The 20,495-nt window shown below is 66.1% G+C and carries 18 protein-coding genes; 5 read left to right on the top strand and 13 right to left on the bottom strand.

Translation table 11 applies throughout. The features are described from left to right. Window positions 1-7 precede the first annotated feature (7 nt). The 7 genes from ftsY to AABA51_RS03120 form a co-directional block, all read right to left on the bottom strand. The gene (ftsY, locus tag AABA51_RS03150) at window positions 8-1,123 is read right to left on the bottom strand and encodes a signal recognition particle-docking protein FtsY (RefSeq protein ID WP_338274330.1); all 1,116 of its coding nucleotides are present in this window, start codon (window positions 1,121-1,123) and stop codon (window positions 8-10) included. A 162-nt stretch (window positions 1,124-1,285) separates the two neighbouring features. After that, the gene (locus AABA51_RS03145) at window positions 1,286-2,125 is read right to left on the bottom strand and encodes an ATP-binding protein (protein ID WP_338274328.1); all 840 of its coding nucleotides are present in this window, start codon (window positions 2,123-2,125) and stop codon (window positions 1,286-1,288) included. A 5-nt stretch (window positions 2,126-2,130) separates the two neighbouring features. Then, complete coding sequence (tatC, locus tag AABA51_RS03140; RefSeq protein ID WP_338274326.1) at window positions 2,131-2,997, bottom strand: twin-arginine translocase subunit TatC; 867 nt, start codon at window positions 2,995-2,997, stop codon at window positions 2,131-2,133. Next, complete coding sequence (tatB, locus tag AABA51_RS03135) at window positions 2,994-3,545, bottom strand: Sec-independent protein translocase protein TatB (protein WP_338274324.1); 552 nt, start codon at window positions 3,543-3,545, stop codon at window positions 2,994-2,996. The genes tatC and tatB overlap by 4 nt, the downstream gene beginning before the upstream one ends. Before the next feature lie 107 nt (window positions 3,546-3,652). Continuing rightward, on the bottom strand, window positions 3,653-3,886 hold the full coding sequence (locus AABA51_RS03130) for a twin-arginine translocase TatA/TatE family subunit (RefSeq protein WP_338274322.1): 234 nt from the start codon (window positions 3,884-3,886) through the stop codon (window positions 3,653-3,655). A gap of 127 nt (window positions 3,887-4,013) precedes the next feature. Continuing rightward, window positions 4,014-5,096 carry an ABC transporter ATP-binding protein gene (locus tag AABA51_RS03125; protein ID WP_338274320.1) on the bottom strand — a complete coding sequence of 361 codons (1,083 nt, stop codon included), beginning with the start codon at window positions 5,094-5,096 and terminating at the stop codon, window positions 4,014-4,016. Window positions 5,097-5,195: 99 nt separating this feature from the next. Then, entirely contained in the window at window positions 5,196-5,975 is a 780-nt protein-coding gene (locus tag AABA51_RS03120) for an SDR family oxidoreductase (protein ID WP_338274318.1), read from the bottom strand. A 126-nt stretch (window positions 5,976-6,101) separates the two neighbouring features. Here AABA51_RS03120 and AABA51_RS03115 point away from each other — a divergent pair, with 126 nt between their 5' ends. The 5 genes from AABA51_RS03115 to AABA51_RS03095 all read left to right on the top strand — a co-directional run bounded on the left by AABA51_RS03115 (window position 6,102) and on the right by AABA51_RS03095 (window position 12,036). Then, complete coding sequence (locus AABA51_RS03115; RefSeq protein ID WP_338274316.1) at window positions 6,102-7,121, top strand: Hint domain-containing protein; 1,020 nt, start codon at window positions 6,102-6,104, stop codon at window positions 7,119-7,121. 174 nt (window positions 7,122-7,295) lie between these two features. Then, entirely contained in the window at window positions 7,296-8,906 is a 1,611-nt protein-coding gene (locus AABA51_RS03110) for a peptide chain release factor 3 (protein WP_338274314.1), read from the top strand. 173 nt (window positions 8,907-9,079) lie between these two features. Next, window positions 9,080-9,418 carry a VOC family protein gene (locus AABA51_RS03105; protein WP_338274312.1) on the top strand — a complete coding sequence of 113 codons (339 nt, stop codon included), beginning with the start codon at window positions 9,080-9,082 and terminating at the stop codon, window positions 9,416-9,418. 8 nt (window positions 9,419-9,426) lie between these two features. After that, window positions 9,427-10,083, top strand: a complete 657-nt coding sequence (locus AABA51_RS03100; RefSeq protein WP_338274310.1) for a hypothetical protein — start codon at window positions 9,427-9,429, stop codon at window positions 10,081-10,083. A gap of 231 nt (window positions 10,084-10,314) precedes the next feature. Then, window positions 10,315-12,036, top strand: a complete 1,722-nt coding sequence (locus AABA51_RS03095) for a DEAD/DEAH box helicase (RefSeq protein WP_338274308.1) — start codon at window positions 10,315-10,317, stop codon at window positions 12,034-12,036. Between the two features lie 72 nt (window positions 12,037-12,108). Here the strand turns inward: AABA51_RS03095 and AABA51_RS03090 are convergent, their stop codons facing one another. From AABA51_RS03090 to nuoL, 6 genes are read right to left on the bottom strand one after another with little or no spacing between them, the layout of a single operon-like run. Beyond that, the gene (locus AABA51_RS03090; RefSeq protein ID WP_338274306.1) at window positions 12,109-13,785 is read right to left on the bottom strand and encodes a ribonuclease J; all 1,677 of its coding nucleotides are present in this window, start codon (window positions 13,783-13,785) and stop codon (window positions 12,109-12,111) included. Next, a complete protein-coding gene (locus AABA51_RS03085; protein ID WP_338274303.1) occupies window positions 13,782-14,561 on the bottom strand; it encodes a type III pantothenate kinase in 780 nt (259 codons plus the stop codon). Before AABA51_RS03085 ends, AABA51_RS03090 begins: the two co-directional genes overlap by 4 nt. Window positions 14,562-14,572: 11 nt before the next feature. Continuing rightward, window positions 14,573-15,346 carry a biotin--[acetyl-CoA-carboxylase] ligase gene (locus AABA51_RS03080; protein WP_338274301.1) on the bottom strand — a complete coding sequence of 258 codons (774 nt, stop codon included), beginning with the start codon at window positions 15,344-15,346 and terminating at the stop codon, window positions 14,573-14,575. Beyond that, a complete protein-coding gene (gene nuoN / locus AABA51_RS03075; protein ID WP_338274299.1) occupies window positions 15,336-16,784 on the bottom strand; it encodes an NADH-quinone oxidoreductase subunit NuoN in 1,449 nt (482 codons plus the stop codon). The genes AABA51_RS03080 and nuoN overlap by 11 nt, the downstream gene beginning before the upstream one ends. Window positions 16,785-16,793: 9 nt before the next feature. Further along, complete coding sequence (locus AABA51_RS03070) at window positions 16,794-18,338, bottom strand: NADH-quinone oxidoreductase subunit M (RefSeq protein WP_338274297.1); 1,545 nt, start codon at window positions 18,336-18,338, stop codon at window positions 16,794-16,796. 10 nt (window positions 18,339-18,348) lie between these two features. Continuing rightward, window positions 18,349-20,493 (bottom strand): NADH-quinone oxidoreductase subunit L, encoded by a 2,145-nt coding sequence (gene nuoL / locus AABA51_RS03065; RefSeq protein WP_338274295.1) that lies wholly within the window; start codon window positions 20,491-20,493, stop codon window positions 18,349-18,351. Window positions 20,494-20,495 lie beyond the last annotated feature (2 nt).

The raw sequence follows: 20,495 nt of genomic DNA, 5'->3' as shown, positions 1-20,495 counted from the left end.
ACAGAGGTCAGGATTGGTCAAGACCGACCAGCGCATTGGCGAATTCCTCGGGGTCGAAAGGTTGCAGATCGTCAATCTGCTCTCCCACCCCGATGGCATGGATCGGCAGGCCGAACCGGTCGGCCAGCGCCACCAGCACACCGCCCTTGGCCGTGCCGTCAAGCTTGGTCATGACCAGCCCCGACACATCGGCAAGCTTCTGGAAGGTCTCGACCTGGCTCAGCGCATTCTGCCCCGTGGTGGCATCCAGCACGAGGATCGTGTTGTGCGGCGCATCCGGGTCCTTCTTGCGGATCACGCGCACGATCTTGGCCAGCTCCTCCATCAGGTCGGCGCGGTTCTGCAACCGGCCCGCCGTGTCGATCATCAACAGATCCGCCCCCTCGGCCTCGGCCCGGCCCATCGCGTCATAGGCGAGCGCCGCCGGGTCCGATCCTTCGGGCGCGGTCAGGACCGGCACACCGGCGCGCTGCCCCCAGACCTGCAATTGCTCCACCGCCGCCGCGCGGAACGTGTCGCCCGCCGCGATCACCACCGATTTGCCCGCCGCCTTGAACTGGCTCGCGAGCTTGCCGATGGTCGTGGTCTTGCCCGATCCGTTCACACCCACGACCAGCACGACCTGCGGCTTTTTCGGGTAGATCGGCAGGGGGCGGGCCACGGGTTCCATCACGCGGGTGATCTCGGCGGCCAAGAGCCGCTTGATGTCGCTGGCCGACATCATCTTGCCATGCCGCCCCTCGGCCATGTTGGCGGTGACGCGCAGCGCGATATCGACCCCCATGTCCGAGGCGATCAGCAATTCCTCGAGGCTTTCCAGCATCTCGTCATCAAGCGCCCGACGCGGCTCGGCGCTGCGCCCGACCAGGCGGCCCAGGAAACCGGGTTTGGGGGCCGAGGTCTCGGCCACGGGCTCGACCCGGATGGGGGCAGGCGCGGGTTCAGGCGCAGGCTTTGCCTCTGGCTGGGGTTGGGGCTCGGGCGCTGGCGCCGGCTCGGGCGCAGAAGCTGGCGGCGTGGCTTCGGCCTCTCCTGCCCCCTCCTCGATGATCGCGTCCAACCCCTCGTCGATCTTCGAGGATGACCGCAGCATCCGGTCCTTCAGCTTCTTGAAAAACGACATGCGCGGCCTTTCGCCTCGGATCTCACCCGTTTCACCTAATACGGGGCGCGCGCGATGGGAAGGCCATGGTTCCGCCCGCGCTCAAGCGCGGCCCACCCGCAGCCCGCGTCAGATCGTGACGCCCACCAAATCGCTTCAGACGGTGACGCCCGCCTGCCCGCGTCAGATGGTGACGCCGTGCCGCCCCGCCAGGTCGCAGAAAAACTGCCACGCCACCCGGCCCGACCGCGACCCGCGCGTCGCCTGCCATTCGATGGCCTCGGCCACCACCACGGCCTTGTCGACCGTCACGCCATAGGCCGCGCAATAGCCCTCGATCATCGCCAGGTATTCATCCTGCGAACAGGGATGGAACCCCAGCCACAGCCCGAACCGGTCCGACAGGGATACCTTTTCCTCGACCGCCTCCGACGGGTTGATCGCGCTCGAGCGTTCATTCTCGATCATGTCGCGCGGCATCAGGTGGCGACGGTTCGACGTGGCGTAGAAAATCACGTTCTCCGGCCGCCCCTCGACGCCGCCATCCAGCACCGCCTTGAGCGACTTGTAATGATGGTCGTCATGCGAAAACGACAGATCGTCGCAAAACAGGATCACCCGCACCGGGGCCGCGCGCAACAGCGTCAACAGCCGCCCGATGGAGCCCAGATCCTCGCGCTGCACCTCGACCAGCTTCAGATCCGGCGCATCCGCCAGACAGGCGGCATGCACCGCTTTCACGAGCGAGGATTTGCCCATCCCCCGCGCGCCCCACAACAGCGCATTGTTCGCGGGCAATCCCTGCCCGAACCGCGCGGTATTGGCCAAGAGCGTGTCGCGCGACCGGTCCACCCCATGCAGCAGCGACAGGTCCACGCGGTTCACCTTGGCCACCGGCTCCAACCGATCCGGCTCCGCATGCCAGACAAAGGCCGTGGCCCCATGCCAATCGGGTGCGGGCGCGGGCGGCGGCGCGATACGTTCCAGCGCCGCAGCGATGCGGGTCAGGGCCTCGTCATTCATCACGATTACAGCTCTTCGTCTTCGTCCAGGATGCCTTCTTCGCGCAGCCGCCTGATGCGCGACCGCTCGACCAGCCGCACCAGCACGATGGACACCTCGTAAAGCCCGTAGACCACGGTGAACAGGATCAGCTGCGTCACCACGTCGGGCGGCGTCACAAGGGCTGCAAGGGTCAAGATCCCCACGACCGCCCATTTGCGCACATTGCCCAGCCCCTGCGCCGTTACCAGCCCCGCCTTGCCCATCAGCGTCAACAGGACCGGCAACTGGAAACACAGGCCAAAGGCAAAGATGAACTTCAACGTCAGATCGAGGCTTTCGCGCACCGACCCCAAGAAGACGGTCTGTATCCCCTCCTCGGGTCCCGCCGGATTCTGGAACGTGCCATCGCCCGCGATCAGATTGGCCAGCGCCGGGATCGCATCCGAAAAGCCGATGAAGAAATTCATCGCGAGCGGCGTCACGACATAATGCGCAAACGCCGCCCCCATCATGAACAGAACGGGCGAGGCGATCAGGAAAGGCAGGATCGCGCCCTTCTCCGACTTGTAAAGCCCCGGTGCCACGAACCGCCACAGCTGATGGGCGATCACCGGGAAAGACACGGCAAAGCCCATGATGATCGAGATGCGGATCAGGACGAAAAACTTTTCCTGCGGCGCGGTAAAGATCAGCCGCGCATCCTCGCCCCGCGCCCGCAACACTTCGGCCAAGGGCTGCGAGATGAATTCGAGGATCGGCTCGGCCACGGTGAACATCGCCACCATGCCCACGACAAAGGCCAGGACCGACCGGATCAGCCGGGTCCGCAATTCGGCCAGATGCTCGATCAACGGGGCCGAGCTGTCGTCGATCTGGTCTTCCGCGCTCATGATTGGGTCGTTCCGTTCCGGGCCGGTGCCGCCGCCGGGTCTTGGGCAGCCTCGGGTCCTGCCTCCGCGACGGGGGCCTTGGCCGGCGCATCAGCGGGGGCCTTCACCGCAGCCTTGGCCGCGGCAGTCTTGTCGGCGATGGTCTTGTCGATCTTGGCCTGCCGCAGCGCCTCGGCCTCGTCCTTGCGGGCCTTGGCGGCGGCGGCCTTTTCCTCGGCCAGCTTCCGGCTCTGGCTGCCCTCGGGATATTTGTCGGGGTCCAGCTCGAGATCCAGATCGTCACCGAACGCATCCTTTAACGCATTCATCCCCGCCTTGCGGGGGCTGCTGGCGTAACTCGCCGCCTTGCGCAGATCGCGGTTCAGCTCGGTCATGCCGCTTTCGTCCGCGGCCTCGTCCATGGCGCGCTGGAAATCCTTGGCCATGGCCCGGATGCGGCCCGTGAACTGGCCGACCTTGCGGAACATCATCGGAAGATCCTTGGGCCCCACGACGATCAGCGCGACGATGCCGATCACCAGAAGCTCCATCCAGCCGATATCAGGCATCAGCGTCCCTATGCGCTAGGCGGCAAACGACCCCCGTTTTGCACGGCGGGGGTCGGGCCGCGATCAGGCCCCGACGGGGCCCCGGTCAGGCCTCGATCAAGCCCCGATCACGCGTTATCGCGCTCGGCGCGGGGGGTCACGTCACGGGCGGCCGTGCCGTCATCCGACGCGCTGTTGGACGCGTTCTCGATCTCGCCCGTCGAATCCTTCACACCGCGCTTGAACGCCGTGATGCCCTTGCCGACCTCGCCCATCAGGCCCGCGATCTTGCCGCGGCCGAACAGGACAAGGACCACGATGGCAATAAGCAAAAGGCCTGCCGGTCCGATATTGTTGAGCATGGCTCTCTCCCTGACACCGCGCAGGGCCGTTCCCCGGCCGCGCGGTTCTCTGCTGAACTCCGGAGTCCATAGGTAGGCGTTCCCCGCGCCAGATCAAAGCCCCAAAACGCAAGCCGCCCCGCGACGATCAGCGCTTTTTCGCAAAGACGAAACACCGGTCCCGCCGCACGGTCAGCCAAAGCGGCGTTCCGGGCTTGGGCAGGAACACCGCCGGAACCGTCGCCTTCAGGATGCCGCCGTCGAAATCCATGCGGAATTCCACAAGGCTCTCATGCCCCATGAACCTTGCCCGCGCCACGACGCCGCGCGCGGGCGTGCCATCCTGCGGCGTGGGGTTGGGGCCGCGCCCGCCCCGGTCGAAATCGATCTTCACATGCTGCGGGCGGAACACGATCTCCACCTCCGTGCCATCGGCATGGCCAGGGGCCAGGAACTGGCCAAAGGCCGTATCGACCAGCGCGCCCTGCACCTTTCCCGCGATCACGTTGATATCGCTGAAAAAGGCCGCCGCCGCCTTGTCGCACGGCGCATTGTAGATGTTGTAGGGCGCGCCCTTCTGCACGATCACGCCGTCGCGCATCAGCGCGATCTGGTCGGCCATGCGCATCGCTTCCTCGGGCTCGTGGGTGACCAGCACCACGGCCGTTCCCTCGTCCTTCAACAGCTGCAGGGTCTCGTCCCGGATGCCGTCCCGCAACCGGTTGTCGAGGCCCGAGAACGGCTCGTCCATCAGCATGATCCGCGGCCTTGGCGCCAGCGCGCGGGCCAGCGCCACGCGCTGCTGCTCGCCGCCCGACAGCATGTGCGGCACCTTGTCGGCATAGCCGCCCAGATCGACCCGCTCCAGCAATTCGCCCACCCGCGCCTGCACCTCGGCGCGGCTCCCGCGCAGCCCGAATGCGACGTTCTGCCCGACCGTCAGATGCGGAAACAGCGCGAAATCCTGAAAGATGAGGCCCACGCCCCGCGCCTCGGGCGGCAGGTGCTGCTCCCCGTCCGACAGCGCCACGCCATCGGCGCGCACCGCCCCCCCGGTCTGCCGCTCGATGCCCGCGATCACCCGCAGCGTCGTCGACTTGCCGCAACCAGATGGCCCGAGCAGGCACAGGATCTCGCCCGGCCCGACGGCAAAGGACACATCGCGCACCACCTCGCGCCCGTCGAAGCGACAGGTGACATGGTCGACCTCGAGACGCGGCGCGTCAGCCATCCCGGAAATACCCGATCAATTCACTCAAGTGCCGCAGCTAGCAGGCCCGCCCCGAAGGGGCAAGGCGGCACCGCCCCGAAGGGGCGCACGCCCCACCCCTCAGATCGTCGCGCTCGTCTGCCCCCCGTCGAGCAGGATGTTCTGCCCCACGATGAACCCCGCATGCTCCGAACACAGGAAAGCACAGGTGTTGCCGAATTCCGCGATCGTCCCGTAGCGCCCCGACGGGATCGCCTTGCACCGGATCTTGCGCGCCTCCTCCAGTGACACGTCCTGCGCCTTGGCGACACCCTTCTCCAGCGCCACCGCGCGGTCCGTGTCATGCGAGCCGGGCAACAGGTTGTTGATCGTGACCCCATGGCCCGCCACCTGCCGCGCCGTGCCCGCGACATAGCCCGTCAATCCCGTCCGCGCCGCGTTCGACAGGCCCAGCTGCGGGATCGGCGCCTTCACCGATTGCGAGGTGATGTTGACCACCCGGCCCCAGCCCCGCTCCATCATCCCCGGCACCAGCGCCGTCATCAGCGCGATGGGCGTCAGCATGTTGGCATCGAGCGCCTTGATGAAATCCTCCCGACCCCAATCCGACCACAGGCCGGGGGGCGGCCCGCCCGCATTGGTGATCAGGATGTCGACCGCGCCCGCCGCCTCCAGCACCCGCGCCCGGCCCGCCTCGTCGGTGATGTCGGCGGCCACCGCCGTCACGCTCACACCATGCTCGGCCCGGATCGCCGCCGCCGTCGCCTCCAACGCCTCCGCGCCCCGCGCGTTCAGCACCAGCTCGACGCCCGCCGCCGCCAGCGCCTCGGCGCAGCCGCGCCCCAACCCCTTGGACGATGCGCAAACCAGCGCCCGCTTGCCCCTGATCCCCAGATCCATGCCCGGTTTCTCCCCTGTTCGTGGCGTTCGGCCTCTCCTACCAGCCTGCCACCGCACCCGCCAGCCTTGACCCCTCCTCCGCGGCGCTCTACCCCAAAGACGACACCTCCGATCCAAAGTTCCCCGATGACCGATCTCGCGCCCCTCTGCCGATTTGCGACCTATCCCGCAGAGGCACTGCGCGCGCTCACCGGCGCGAACGAGGGCGATCCGATCGGTCTTGGCGACGCGGCCCTGCCCGGCGACACCTATCGCCTCCACCGCGATGCGCGCCCCGCCCGCCTTGCGATCAGCGACCGCCCCGAGATCGGGCCCGGCGGCGGGCAATGCGTGGCCACGGGCTCCGAGGTCGGCATCCCCGGCGAGCCGCTGACCATCGCCGCCTGCCACCGCTTCATGGGCGCCAAGGGCCAGATGATCGAGGTTCTGGTCCTCAAACGCCAGAGCGAGACCCAAGGCACCTTGCTCCACCTCCTGCCGCTCTCCCCCCTCGAACCCGGCACCGAATACGATCTCATCGGCTCCGACGGCCACACCGCCCCGGACCGTTTCGCCGATATCGCCTCGGTCAGCTTCTTCGCCGGAACCCACCTGACGCTTGCGGGCGGCGCGCAGGCCCGGGTCGAGGATCTGCGCGTCGGCGACAGGGTGCTCACCCGCGATCACGGCCCGCGTCCGATCCGCTGGATCGGCCACCAGACCCGCCGCGCCGCGGGCGCCGCCGCCCCCGTCCGCATCGCCCAGGGCACGCTCAGCACCGCCCGCGACCTGCGCCTTTCGCCCCAGCACCGGCTCTTCATCTGGCAACGCCGCGACCGCCTCGGCACCGGCCGGGCCGAGGTGCTGGTCCGCGCCGAGCTTCTGGTCAACGGCACCACCGTCACCCGCGAAGAAGGCGGCCATCTCGACAGCTACCTGATTCTCTTCGACAGCCACGAGATCATCTTCGCCGAAGGCATCGCCGTCGAAAGCCTGCTCGTCACCTCCGACATCCGCGCCCGCCTGCCTGCGGATCTCGCGCTTCAGACGGGCCTGCCCGACAGCCGCGCCGCCCCCCTGTTCGAGATCGACGAAACCATCCTCGGCGACAGCCAGGATGCCGCCACCCGCCTGACAGAGGCCAGCCGCGGCACCGACAGCGACTGACCGCCCCTTCATCTTGGCCAAAAAACTCATCTTGATCTGCCCCATGCGGCGACGGGCCGGCGCGGAGCGCACCACTGCCACCGCCCCGACACGTCGCGGCCAAAGCCCCATCCCGGCCCCATCCCCGCCCCATCCCGGATTGCCCCGACCCCGCCCCGCCGCTATATCGCGCCCATGCTGGACACCGCCCCTACGAACCGCCCCGCCCTGCCGCCCGAAATCGCGCGGCGCCGGACCTTTGCCATCATCTCGCATCCCGATGCGGGCAAGACGACGCTGACCGAGAAATTCCTGCTGTTCGGCGGCGCGATCCAGATGGCGGGACAGGTCCGCGCCAAGGGCGAGGCGCGGCGCACCCGCTCCGACTTCATGCAGATGGAAAAGGACCGCGGCATCTCGGTTTCCGCCTCGGCCATGTCCTTCGATTTCGACCGCTACCGCTTCAACCTCGTCGACACGCCCGGCCACAGCGATTTCTCCGAGGATACCTACCGCACGCTCACCGCCGTCGATGCCGCCGTCATGGTGATCGACGGGGCCAAGGGTGTTGAGTCCCAGACCCGCAAACTCTTCGAGGTTTGCCGGATGCGCGACCTGCCCATCCTGACCTTCTGCAACAAGATGGACCGCGAGGCCCGCGACACCTTCGAGATTATCGACGAGATCCAGGAAAACCTCGCCATCGACGTGACGCCCGCCTCCTGGCCCATCGGCATGGGGCGCGAGTTCATCGGCTGCTACGATATCCTGCACGACCGGCTCGACCTGATGGACCGCGCCGACCGCAATCGCGTGGCCCAAAGCATCCGCATCGACGGCTTGGACGACCCGAAACTCGCCGAACATGTCCCCGCCGACCTGCTGGCGAAACTGCGCGAAGACCTCGAAATGGCGCAGGCGCTCCTGCCCGCCTTCGACCGCGACCGCTTTCTCGAAGGGTCGATGACGCCCATCTGGTTCGGCTCCGCGATCAATTCCTTCGGCGTCAAGGAACTGATGGCGGGCATCGGCGAATTCGGGCCGCCCCCCCAGCCCCAGCGCGCCGAACCGCGCCAGGTCGCCCCCGAAGAACCCAAGGTCACGGGCTTCGTCTTCAAGGTGCAGGCCAACATGGACCCCAAGCACCGCGACCGCGTGGCCTTCGTCCGCCTCGCCTCGGGCCATTTCGAACGCGGCATGAAATTGCACCATGTCCGCGCGGGCAAACCGATGGCGGTGACCAATCCCGTCCTCTTCCTCGCCGCCGACCGCGAATTGGCCGAAGAGGCCTGGGCCGGCGACATCATCGGCATTCCCAACCACGGGCAGCTCCGCATCGGCGACACGCTGACCGAGGGTGAGACGCTCAAGGTCACGGGCATCCCCTCCTTCGCGCCGGAACTCCTGCAGACCGCGCGCGCGGGCGACCCGATGAAGGCCAAGCACATGGAAAAGGCCCTGATGCAATTCGCCGAGGAGGGCGCGGCCAAGGTCTTCAAGCCCATGATCGGCTCGGGCTTTGTCGTAGGCGTCGTGGGCGCACTGCAATTCGAGGTTCTGGCCAGCCGGATCGAGCTGGAATACGGCCTGCCCGTCCGGTTCGAGGGCTCGCAATTCACCTCCGCCCGCTGGGTCCACGGCCCGAAAGACGCGGTGGAGGCCTTCTCGGCCGCCAACAAGCAGCACATGGCCTCCGACAATGACGGCGACCCGGTCTATCTCACCCGCCTGCAATGGGACATCGACCGCGTCGCGCGCGACTATCCGCAGGTGCAGCTCTCCGCGACCAAGGAACTGATGGTCTGACGGCGTCGGGGTCCAAGCAGGCGGGACCACATCACCCGCCCGCGTCGGACCATGCGATCGTCGGCCATCCACGACGCGGGCAAACGGGAACGCAGGACAGCGACACAGGCCCAAGCCTGTTGACGAACGCGCCGCCGCGAAGCACTCTGAACAAAACGGGAACGAGGTTTCGCATGGCACCCCCTGTCCGACTGCCCATCGACTATGTCGAGTTTTCCTCCCCCGTGCTCGAGGAAACCCAAGCCTTCTTCGCTGGCGCCTTCGGTTGGGATTTCGTCGACTACGGCCCCGACTACCGCGATATTCAGGGCGCGGGGACAGGCGGCGGGCTGGAACGCGCAGCCCCCACCGCTCCCCTGATCGTGCTCAAGGCAGAGGATCTGGAAAGCGCTTTGGCACAGGTCCGCGCAGCTGGGGCCGAGATCACGAAAGACATCTTCGCCTTCCCCGGCGGTCGCCGCTTCGAGTTCCGCGCGCCGGGCGGCATCGCCATGGCTGTCTGGTCCAGCTGAATCGCGCCATGCCCCTCCGGAACCGCGTCCTGCCCACGGGCGAGATCGTCGCCAACCCCGCGCGCGGGCTCTTCACCGGCAACCGGGGCATCCTGCACGGACCCGACCGGACGCTTGGCCCCCGCCGCTGGACCCATCCGCATTGGATCACCTGCGCGCTCACCCATCCGCGCGGGCTCTATCATGGTCCCATGCCCGACCGCCGCTGGACCGCGCTGTTCTTCCTCGACGAGGCCGTGGCCCTTGCCGCCGGTCACCGCCCCTGCGCCGAATGCCGCCGCGTGGCCTACACCCGGTTTCGGACGGCCTGGTCCTTGGCCTTCGGCACGCGTCCCCGCGCGCCCGAGATCGACGCATCGCTGCACCAAGCCCGCGTCACCCGGGCCCGCGCGCAGCTCCGCCATCAGGCCCCGGCACGCGACCTGCCCGACGGCAGTTTCCTCCTCTGGCAGGGGCGCGTGCATCTGGTCCTCGGCGACAGTCTCCTGCCCTTCTCCCCCGCAGGCTACGGCGCACCCCTCGACCGGCCCACGGCCCCGGTCACCGTGCTCACCCCGCGCCCGACGCTGGCCGTTCTCACCGCCGGATACCGTCCCGTCCTGCACCCTTCGGCGGGGGCCGGGCCGGAATCTTTCCAAAACCTTGCCGCGCGTTCCCGCCCGTAACGATCGCTTCACGAACGCCCCGCGATCTTAACCCTTCGGCAAGACTTGGCCTCCACGCTTAACCTTTCCCTAACCATGCCCCCCGAAAGGCGCGGTTTGACGGCAGGTCGCTTTTCCCCTATGTGCCACCCATCCCCGCGATCCGCGCGTGGGCATGATCCGTGGGGCGCTACGGTTTTTGATGCGCTCCAACTCACCCCGCCGGGAGTGTCCCGGCCAGACTGGACGCATATGACGAGCTTTTCCGACCTCAACCTTAATCCCAAGGTTCTCAAGGCCGTAGCCGAAGCAGGCTACGAAACTCCCACCCCGATCCAGGCCGGCGCGATCCCCCACGCGCTCGAAGGGCGCGACGTTCTGGGCATCGCCCAGACCGGCACCGGCAAGACCGCCAGCTTCACGCTGCCGATGATCACCATCCTGGCCCGTGGCCGCGCCCGCGCCCGGATGCCGCGCTCCCTCGTGCTCTGCCCGACGCGCGAACTGGCCGCGCAGGTGGCCGAAAACTTCGACACCTACGCGAAATATGTCAAACTTACCAAGGCCTTGCTGATCGGCGGCGTCAGCTTCAAGGAACAGGACGCGCTCATCGACAAGGGCGTCGACGTGCTGATCGCAACGCCCGGTCGCCTGCTCGATCACTTCGAGCGCGGCAAACTGATCCTGACCGACGTCAAGGTCATGGTGGTCGATGAAGCCGACCGGATGCTCGACATGGGCTTTATCCCTGATATCGAACGCATTTTCGGCCTCGTGCCCTTCACCCGCCAGACCTTTTTCTTCTCCGCCACCATGGCGCCCGAGATCGAGCGGATCACCAACACCTTCCTCTCGAACCCCGCGAGAATCGAGGTGGCGCGGCAGGCCAGCGCGTCGGAAACCATCGAACAGCGCCTGCTGGAATTCCGCCCCTCGCGCCGCGACCGCGAAACCGCAGCGCGCGAAAAGCGCGAAATGCTGCGCGCCGCGATCCGGGTGGAGGGCGAGGCCTGCACCAACGCCATCATCTTCTGCAACCGCAAGATCGACGTGGATGTGGTCGCCAAGTCGTTGAAAAAGCACGGCCTTAATGCCGAGCCGATCCACGGCGACCTGGACCAGTCGCAGCGGATGCGCACGCTCGACGGGTTCCGCGAGGGGCGTGTGCGCTTCCTCGTGGCCTCCGACGTGGCCGCGCGCGGGCTCGACATTCCCAGCGTCAGCCATGTGTTCAACTACGACGTCCCCAGCCATGCCGAGGATTACGTCCACCGCATCGGCCGCACCGGCCGCGCCGGACGCTCCGGCGTCGCCATCTCGATCTCGGTTCCCGCAGATGACAAGTATCTGGGCGCAATCGAGAAATTGATCGAAACCACCATCCCGCGCGCCCCCCTCCCCTGGAGCCCGGACGAAGGCAGCGCCGAACCCCGTCCCCGCAGCAATGATGAGGCCGAGGGCGAGGAAACCCCCCGCAGCCGCAGCAGAAGCCGCAGCCGCAGCCGGTCCAAACCCGCCGCGGAAACAGCCGTCGACCAGCCGAAACCCGAGGCCGCGAAACCCGAGACCAAGGACCGCCCGCTTGCCGAAGAGCGCGCGCCGCGAGACCGCGACGACCGCGCCCCGCGTGGACGCGAAGACCGTGGGCGCCAGGATCGCAGCGACCGTGGCGGGCGCGACCGGGGCGACCGGGGTGGGCGCGTCATGGGCATGGGCGACCACCTGCCCGATTTCATCGCGTTGAGCTTTGACGAACGGCGCGGCGGCCCGCCCCGCAGCTTCACCGAAACCGAGGATGAGGCGGTGGAAACACCCGTCGAGGCGGTCGCGGAAACTCCTGAAAAGACAGAGGAAAAGCCCAAGCGCAGCACGCGCCGGGTGCGCAAGCCCCGCACCAGCGCCAAGGCCGCGGCCGAGAGCGAAGCGGCCACCGACGCAGCCCCCGCCACGGGTACGGACAGCGACGCGGTCTGATCCGGCCCGCAGGACGACATGAGAAAACCCGGCCAACTGGCCGGGTTTTTTGTTCGGTGAAGGACGCTTTCGTCAGGCCGCCATCAGCCGCGAGATCAGGACCGCCACCTCGGGCTTCTTGCCGATCTCGGTCAGGCACAGGTTGCGCACGATGCGGCGCACGGCCTCTTCCAGCTTGTCGTCATCCATCACGGTGCGCGCATCGATGCGCGGGATCGCCTCGGCCAGATCATCCTCGATCATCTCGGCCAGATCGGCACCGCCATTCGTGACTTCGGGCAGGCCGCGCAGCTGCACCCAGCTGTCCTCGAGCAGAACGTCATCCTCGTCGACGATGAGCGCCACGGCCACCAGCCCGTTCAGCGCAAGCTTCATCCGGTCGCGGATCACCCCGTCCAGCGCGCCGACAAAGGCCGTGCCGTCGAGATAGGTCTTTGACACATCGACATAATCCACGATGCCCGGCGCATTGCCCGACAATTCCACCATCGTCCCGTTGGCCGCGATGATGCCGGTCATCCCCTTGGACAGCGCCAGTTGCGCATGTTCGCGCAGGTGGCGGTATTCGCCATGGTTCGGGATCAGGATGCGCGGGCGCAGGATGTCATGCATCGCCTCGAGGTCCGGGCGGTTCGCGTGGCCCGAGACATGGTAGAACCCGTGGCTGTCATCGATCACGTCGACGCCTTTTTCGGCAAGCGCGTTCTTGATGCGGGCGACGCCCACCTCGTTGCCCGGGATCGTCTTGGAGGAGAAGAGGAACATATCCCCTTCCTTCAGCTCGTGGCCCAGGTAGCTGCCCCGCCCCAGGGCGGCAGAGGCCGCGCGGCGCTCGCCCTGGCTGCCGGTGACGATCAGCATCAGGTTCTCGCGCGGCACGTCCAGCGCATCCTCGGGGCTGAGCGTCTTGGGGAAATTGGTCAGAACGCCCGCCTCGACACCCGCCGTCACCATGCGCTTCATCGCGCGGCCCATCAGGCAGATCGACCGCCCGTTGGCCACGCCCGCATCGGCCAGCGTCTTGAGGCGGGCGATGTTGCTGGCAAAAGTCGTGGCGACGACCATCCCCTTGGCGCCTGCGATCAATTCGCCGATGGGTTCGGGCAATTGGCTTTCGGACCGGCCGGGATGGCGCGTGAAGACATTGGTCGAATCGCAGATGAAGGCCGTGACGCCATCTTGCGCGATCTGCCGCCAGAGCGTTTCGTCAAAGGCCTCGCCCACAACCGGGTCGCGGTCGATCTTGAAATCGCCCGAATGGACGACGCGACCGCCGGGCGTGTCGATCACCAGCGCGGAGGCCTCGGGGATCGAATGGCTGACCGGGGCGAATTGCACGGTGAAGGGTCCGACCGTGACCGCCTCGGGCCAAGGGAGCGTCACGCGGACCTGGCCTGCGTCATGGCCCGCTTCCTCCAGCTTGCGGATGGCGTGGATCGCGGTGAAGCGGCGGCAATAGACCGGCGCCTTGAGCCGCCCCCAGAGATGGCCGACCGCGCCCACGTGATCCTCGTGCGCATGGGTGATGAAGATGGCGTCGATCCGGTCGCGCCGTTCCTCGAGCCATGCGATGTCGGGAATGATGACATCGACGCCCGGTTGGCCATCCATGTCGGGGAATGCCACGCCAAGGTCCACGACGATCAGGCGCTCCTTGCCTGCGGGGCCGTAGCCGTAGACGTAGCAATTCATCCCGATCTCCCCCGCGCCGCCGAGAGGGAGGTAGATGAGCCGGTTCCGGTCGGTCATAGGGTGCCTTGATCCTTGTTGTATTGGTGGATGACCGTCAGGCCATGCATGGTCAGATCATCCTCGATCCGGTCAAATAGCACATCGCCCTGCGAGAACAACGATGCAAGCCCCCCCGTGCCGATGATCCGCATGGGGCGGTCATATTCCGCGCGCACCCGGTCGCAGATGCCGCGCACAAGCCCGATATAGCCCCAGAACACGCCCGATTGCATGCAGGCCACCGTATTGGTGCCGATGACGCGCTGGGGTTTGGACACGTCGACATGGGGGAGCGCGGCTGCCGCGCGGTGCAGCGCCTCGAGGCTCAGGTTCACGCCGGGCGCGATGATGCCACCGACATAGGCGCCGTCATGGGCCACCACGTCAAAGGTGGTGGCCGTGCCGAAATCCACCACGATCAGATCGCCGCCGTGCCGATTGTAGGCACCTGCCGTGTTGACCAGACGGTCGGGACCGACCTGTGTGCCCTCGTCCACGCGGGGTGGGCGGGGAAGCAGGCATTCGGGTTTGCCCACGACCAGCGGACGGCAATCGAAATAGCGGTCGCACAGGACGCGCAGGTTGAAGACCACGCGCGGCACGGTCGAGGACAGGATGCATTCCGTGATCTCGACCGGGATCTTGTGATGCGCCATGAGCGTCGAGAACCAGACGAAATACTGGTCCGCCGTGCGCTGGTGGTCGGTCGCGGTCCTGAGCGTGCACAGGAACCGCGTGCCGTCCCAGACGCTGAAGACGGTGTTGGTATTGCCGCAATCGATGCACAGAAGCATGAGACCGCCCCTCAGAAAAAGATGTCGGCTGCCGCGATCTTTTGCGGGCCATGGGAGGTTTCCAGCACGAGTTGCCCGTCGCTGTCCACGTCCGCGAAAGTGCCGGTGATGCTGTCGCGCGGGGTGCGGGCGGTGATCAGCTCGCCCAGCCGCGCGGCATCGGCCAGCCATGCGCGGCGGATCGGGGCAAACCCCTGCTGGGTATAGACCCGCTCCCAATGGTCGAAGGCCGTGGCCAGATGGGTCAGAAAGGTCTCGGGCGTGACGGAGACCCCGGTTTCCCCTGCAACGCTGACAGGTGCGACGGCACCGGGTTCCAGCTCGGCAGCGGCTGGGGCAGCGGCTAGGTTCACGCCGATCCCGATGACGAGCGTGTCGATCCGCCCCGCGGCACCCGTGCTTTCCAGCAAGATGCCCGCGACCTTGCCCCCGTTCAGGAGGACGTCATTGGGCCATTTGAGCGACAGCGCGCCCACCCCGCCCGTCACGGCAGACAGCGCTTCGCGCAGGGCAAGGGCCGCGACAAAGGACCGAAGCGCCGCCTCGGCCGCCGTGCCGGTCGGACGCAGGACAAGGGAGGCCGCAAAATTGCCCGGCGGCATGGCCCATGCCCGCCCGCGGCGCCCGCGCGCGGCCGTCTGTTCCAGCGCGCATATCCATGTGGGGCCAGCCATATCGGGGGCGCGGCGCGCCGCCTCGGCCATGGTGCTGTCGGTGGTCTGCAGGATCAGCCGGCCCAGATGGTCGGGCCAGCCGAGCTCTGCCGGGGATGCCTCAGCGGACAAGAGTTTCCGCAGCCACGGCGGCCATCCCTTCCAGTCCCAGGAGGTTCACACCCGGCAGCCACGCCAGCGCGATGATCGCGGCCATGGCCATCAGCCCGGCATAGGGCACAAGACCCATCCGGCCATCGAGACCTTCGCGATCCTCACCGAAATACATCAGGTAGACGAGTCGGAGGTAGTAATAGGCCCCGATCACCGAGGCGATGACACCGGCCACGGCAAGCCATGTCATCCCGCCCTCGACCGCCGCGAACAGCACGGCGTATTTGCCGAAGAAGCCCACCAGCGGCGGCACACCCGCAAGGCTGAACATCAGCACCAGAAGCGCCAGCGCCTTGCCCCCTTCGCGGCTGGCAAAGGACGAGAGCGCATGGATGTCGGTCACATGCCGCCCGTCCTTTTCCATCGACAGGATGAAGGCAAAGGTCCCGATGTTCATCGTGACATAGATGGCGATGTAGATGAGCATCGCCTGCACACCCTGTTCGGTGCCGGAGGCCAGACCCATCAGCGCAAAGCCCATGTGCCCGATCGAGGAATAGGCCATAAGGCGCTTGATATCGGTCTGCCCGATCGCGGCGATGGAGCCGAGGAACATGGACAGAACCGCCAGAAGCGCCACGACCTGCTGCCAATCGGCCACGGCACCGCCAAAGGCGTCATGGACGACGCGGGCGAAAAGCGCCACCGCCGCGACCTTGGGCGCGGTCGCCAGAAGGGCTGTCACCGGCGTCGGCGCGCCTTCGTAGACATCGGGGGTCCACATGTGGAAGGGCGCTGCCGAGACCTTGAAGGCAAGGCCCGAGATCAGGAAGACGAGGCCGATCAGAAGGCCCACGGGCATGTCACCTGCCGTGGCCGTCTCGATGATGCCTGGGAATTGCGTGGTGCCGGCAAAGCCGTAGATCAGGGAGGCGCCATAGAGCAGCAGACCCGAGGAGAGCGCGCCAAGGATGAAGTATTTCAGGCCCGCCTCGGTCGAGCGCACGCTGTCGCGCCGGAGCGAGGCGATCACGTAAAGCGCGAGCGATTGCAGCTCGAGCCCGACGTAGAGCACGATCAGGTCGCCGGATGACACCATGACCATCATCCCGATGACCGACAGGGTCACGAGGATCGGGTATTCGAAGCGCAAGAGATCGGATTTCTGCATGTATTCGATGCCGACGACCAGGATCGCGGCTGCCGACAGAAGGATCGTGATCTTGGCGAAGCGCGCGAAGCCGTCATCGACAAAGCCGCCGTTGAAGCCCACCCGCGCGCCGTCGCCCGTGACGGCGATGTAGAAAGCCATCACGACGAAGATCAGCGCCGTGCCCCATGTCAGCGCCGGGGCGACCCCGTCCTTGGACGTGTAGACGGCGGCCAGCATCGCGGCCATGGCAAAGACCGCAAGGACGATCTCGGGGATCAGGATGGACAGGTCGGCACCGATCATCGGATCACCTCAATGGTTTGCAGCATGCATCGCATCGGGCACATGGGCCGCGACAGCGAGGTCATAAGTGGAAACAAGCGCCTCGACCGAGGGGCCGATCATGTCGGTGATCAGGCTGGGATAGACGCCCAGAAGCAGGGTCATGACGACGAGGGGCGCAAAGATCGCCCGCTCGCGGCTGTCCATGTCGGTGATCGACTTGAGGCTTTCCTTGATCAGGTCGCCGAACACGACCCGGCGATAGAGCCAGAGCGCATAGCAGGCCGACAGGATCACGCCGGTAGCGGCCAGAACGCCGACCCAGGTGTTGACCTGGAAGACGCCCATGAGCGTCAGGAATTCACCGACGAAACCGCTGGTGCCCGGCAGGCCCACATTGGCCATGGTGAAGAGCATGAAGATCGCAGCATAGGCCGGCATCCGCACGACAAGGCCGCCATAGGCGTCGATGTCGCGGGTGTGCATCCGGTCGTAGATCACGCCGACGCACAAAAACAGCGCGCCCGACACGAAACCATGGCTGATCATCTGGAAAATCGCGCCGTCGACGCCCTGCTGGTTCGCGGCGAAAATGCCCATGGTCACGAAACCCATGTGGGCGACGGAGGAATAGGCGATAAGCTTTTTCATGTCCTCCTGCACCATCGCGACAAGCGAGGTGTAGATGATGGCGATCACCGACAGCCACAGCACGAGCGGCGCCATGATGTCGGAGGCCACCGGGAACATCGGGAGCGAGAAGCGAAGGAAGCCGTAGCCGCCCATCTTCAGAAGGATCGCGGCCAGCACGACCGAACCGGCCGTGGGGGCCTGGACGTGGGCATCGGGCAACCAGGTATGCACGGGCCACATCGGCATCTTGACCGCGAAGCTCGCGAAGAAGGCGAGCCACAAGAGCGTCTGCACGCCACCCGCGATCTGCCAGCCCATCAGGCTGATCGGCCCTGCGCTGAATTCATGCGCCAGAAGCGCCACGATATCGGTCGTGCCTGCATCCACATACATCGCGATCATCGCGACGAGCATCAGGACCGAGCCGAGGAAGGTGTAGAGGAAGAACTTGAAGGCCGCGTAGATGCGATCCTTGCCGCCCCAGATGCCGATGATCAGGAACATCGGGATCAGGCCTGCCTCGAAGAACAGGTAGAACAGCACCAGGTCCAGCGCCACGAACACGCCGATCATCAGCGTTTCCAGCACCAGCATGGCGATCATGTATTCCTTGACCCGATGCGTGACACCCCAGCAGGACGCGATGGTGATCGGCATGAGGAAGGTCGTCAGCAGCACGAAGAGCACGCTGATGCCGTCGATGCCGACCTTGTAGGTCAGCCCGAACAGCCATTCGCTTTCCTCCACCAGCTGGAAGCCGGTGTCGTTCGGGTCGAATTCGACAAGGATCGCGAGCGAGATCAGGAAGGTCGCCGTGGTCGCGGCCAGCGCCAGGCGCTTGGCGTTGAGCTGCGCCGCGGCATCATCCCCGCGCAGGAACACGCCGAGGATCACGGCCGCGACAATCGGCAGGAAGGTGACGATGGAAAGCAGGTTGTCCATGACGCGTCTCTCAGCCTCCGGCCCGCAGGGTCACCCAGGTCACAAGGACCACGAGGCCCAGAACCATGGCGAAGGCATAGGTGAAGATGTAGCCGGATTGCGCCCGGCCCGCGAGGCGGGTGAAGAAGGGGATGATCCCCAGTGCGAGGCCGTTGATGCCCCCGTCGATCACGGCGCCATCGCCGCCCTTCCACAGGAAGCGGCCAAGCGCGCGCGCGGGACGCACGAAGAGGAAGTCATAGGCTTCGTCGAAATACCACTTGTTCAGGAGGAACTGGTAGAGCGGGCGCTGGCTTTCGGCGAGGCGGCGGGGCAGCGACGGGTTCACGATGTAGAACCAGAAGGCCACGACAAAGCCCAGAAGCATCGCGAAGAAAGGGCTCCACTTGACCCATTTGGGCACTCCATGGGCCTCGTTCAGGATGTTGTTGTCGGGGGCGGTGTGGATCGCCCCCTCGCCCGGCGCGCCGACGAGGTTGTAATGGGCGTAGCCATGATCGCCCTCGGCGGTGTCGGTCGCATGGGTATCGGCGGCTGCGGCAGCATGGGTGTCGGCCGCGCCATGAGCCTCATCGGTCGCGCCATGCGCGTCCTCTTCGGCTGCGTGACCTTCCTGCGCGTAGGGCACACCGAAGAAGCGGCCCACATCATCGGTATGACCGAAGAAGGAATTGTACCAGACCACGCCAGAAAAGACCGCGCCGACCGCCAGCACGCCAAGGGGTGCGAGCATGGTCCAGGGGCTTTCATGCGCATGTTCATGCGTGTGCTTGTTGCCCCGCGCCTCGCCAAAGAAGGTGAGGAAGATCAGACGCCAGGAATAGAAGCTGGTGAAGACAGCCGCCACGATCAGCGCCCAGAAGGCGAAATGCCCGAGATCCCCGCCAAAGGCAAAGGCGCTTTCGACCACCGCATCCTTGGAGAAGAAGCCCGCAAAGCCGAAATAGGTGGTCGGGACGCCGACCCCGGTGATGGCAAGCGTGCCGATCATCATCGCCCAGAAGGTGAGCGGGATCTTTTTCCTCAGGCCGCCATAGTTCCGCATGTCCTGTTCATGGTGCATCGCATGGATGACCGACCCCGCGCCCAAGAACAGCATCGCCTTGAAGAAGGCATGGGTGAACAGGTGGAACATCGCCACCGAATAGACGCCGACGCCCGCGGCCACGAACATGTAGCCCAGCTGCGAACAGGTCGAATAGGCGATGACGCGCTTGATGTCGTTCTGCACCAGGCCGACGGTCGCCGCGAAAAACGCGGTGACGGCCCCGATGATGATGATGAAATTGCCCGCCATCGGCGCGTATTCGATGATCGGCGACATGCGGCAGACAAGGAACACGCCTGCCGTCACCATGGTCGCGGCATGGATCAGCGCCGACACGGGTGTCGGACCTTCCATCGCGTCGGGCAGCCATGTGTGCAGCAAAAGCTGGGCCGATTTGCCCATCGCGCCGATGAAAAGCAGGAAGGCGATGGTTTCCGCCGCGTTCAACTCCATCCCGAGGAAGGTGATGGTCATCTGCGCAAGCTCGGCCCCCATGGGCAGGATCACGTCGAACTGGATCGAATCCGTCATCCAGAACAGTGCGAAAATCCCCAGAAGAAAGCCGAAATCGCCGACCCGGTTGACGATGAAAGCCTTCATCGCCGCAGCCCCGGCCGAAGGTTTGCGGAAATAGAAGCCGATCAGCAGGTAGGAGGCGACCCCCACCCCTTCCCAGCCGAAGAAGAGCTGCAAGAGGTTGTCGGCCGTCACCAGCATCAGCATCGCAAAGGTGAAGAACGACAGGTAGGCAAAGAACCTCGGCCGGTAGCTTTCACCGTCCTTGAAGTTCTCGTCATGGGCCATGTAGCCGAAGGAATAGAGATGCACGAGCGCCGAGACCGAGGTGATCACGATCAGCATGATCGCGGTCAACCGGTCGATGCGGATCGCCCAGTCGGTGAAGAGCGTGCCGCTTTCGATCCAGGTGAAAAGCGGCACGGTGTAGGTTTCGCCGTCAAAGCCCAGGAACACCGTCCAGGACAAGAGACAGGCGAGAAACAGCATCGCGGTGGCCGCGACCTGCGCACCGGTCTGACCGATCATGCGCCAGCCGAAACCCGCGACCAGCGCGCCGACGAGAGGGGCGAAAAGGAGGATCGTTTCCACGG

This window comes from Roseicyclus marinus (assembly GCF_036322625.1).
GTDB classification, from domain to species: domain Bacteria; phylum Pseudomonadota; class Alphaproteobacteria; order Rhodobacterales; family Rhodobacteraceae; genus Roseicyclus; species Roseicyclus marinus_A.
This window is presented reverse-complemented; position numbering and strand designations above follow the sequence as displayed.

Bases quoted from the DNA above. Each gene is read 5' to 3' on its own strand.
- AABA51_RS03070 (WP_338274297.1), bottom strand. From the start codon at position 18,338: ATGGACAACCTGCTTTCCATCGTCACCTTCCTGCCGATTGTCGCGGCC.
- nuoN (WP_338274299.1), bottom strand. From the start codon at position 16,784: ATGATCGGTGCCGACCTGTCCATCCTGATCCCCGAGATCGTCCTTGCG.
- AABA51_RS03100 (WP_338274310.1), top strand. From the start codon at position 9,427: ATGCCCCTCCGGAACCGCGTCCTGCCCACGGGCGAGATCGTCGCCAAC.
- AABA51_RS03095 (WP_338274308.1), top strand. From the start codon at position 10,315: ATGACGAGCTTTTCCGACCTCAACCTTAATCCCAAGGTTCTCAAGGCC.
- AABA51_RS03105 (WP_338274312.1), top strand. From the start codon at position 9,080: ATGGCACCCCCTGTCCGACTGCCCATCGACTATGTCGAGTTTTCCTCC.
- AABA51_RS03090 (WP_338274306.1), bottom strand. From the start codon at position 13,785: ATGACCGACCGGAACCGGCTCATCTACCTCCCTCTCGGCGGCGCGGGG.
- AABA51_RS03145 (WP_338274328.1), bottom strand. From the start codon at position 2,125: ATGAATGACGAGGCCCTGACCCGCATCGCTGCGGCGCTGGAACGTATC.
- AABA51_RS03130 (WP_338274322.1), bottom strand. From the start codon at position 3,886: ATGCTCAACAATATCGGACCGGCAGGCCTTTTGCTTATTGCCATCGTG.
- AABA51_RS03125 (WP_338274320.1), bottom strand. From the start codon at position 5,096: ATGGCTGACGCGCCGCGTCTCGAGGTCGACCATGTCACCTGTCGCTTC.
- AABA51_RS03120 (WP_338274318.1), bottom strand. From the start codon at position 5,975: ATGGATCTGGGGATCAGGGGCAAGCGGGCGCTGGTTTGCGCATCGTCC.
- ftsY (WP_338274330.1), bottom strand. From the start codon at position 1,123: ATGTCGTTTTTCAAGAAGCTGAAGGACCGGATGCTGCGGTCATCCTCG.
- AABA51_RS03085 (WP_338274303.1), bottom strand. From the start codon at position 14,561: ATGCTTCTGTGCATCGATTGCGGCAATACCAACACCGTCTTCAGCGTC.
- tatB (WP_338274324.1), bottom strand. From the start codon at position 3,545: ATGCCTGATATCGGCTGGATGGAGCTTCTGGTGATCGGCATCGTCGCG.
- AABA51_RS03110 (WP_338274314.1), top strand. From the start codon at position 7,296: ATGCTGGACACCGCCCCTACGAACCGCCCCGCCCTGCCGCCCGAAATC.
- AABA51_RS03115 (WP_338274316.1), top strand. From the start codon at position 6,102: ATGACCGATCTCGCGCCCCTCTGCCGATTTGCGACCTATCCCGCAGAG.
- tatC (WP_338274326.1), bottom strand. From the start codon at position 2,997: ATGAGCGCGGAAGACCAGATCGACGACAGCTCGGCCCCGTTGATCGAG.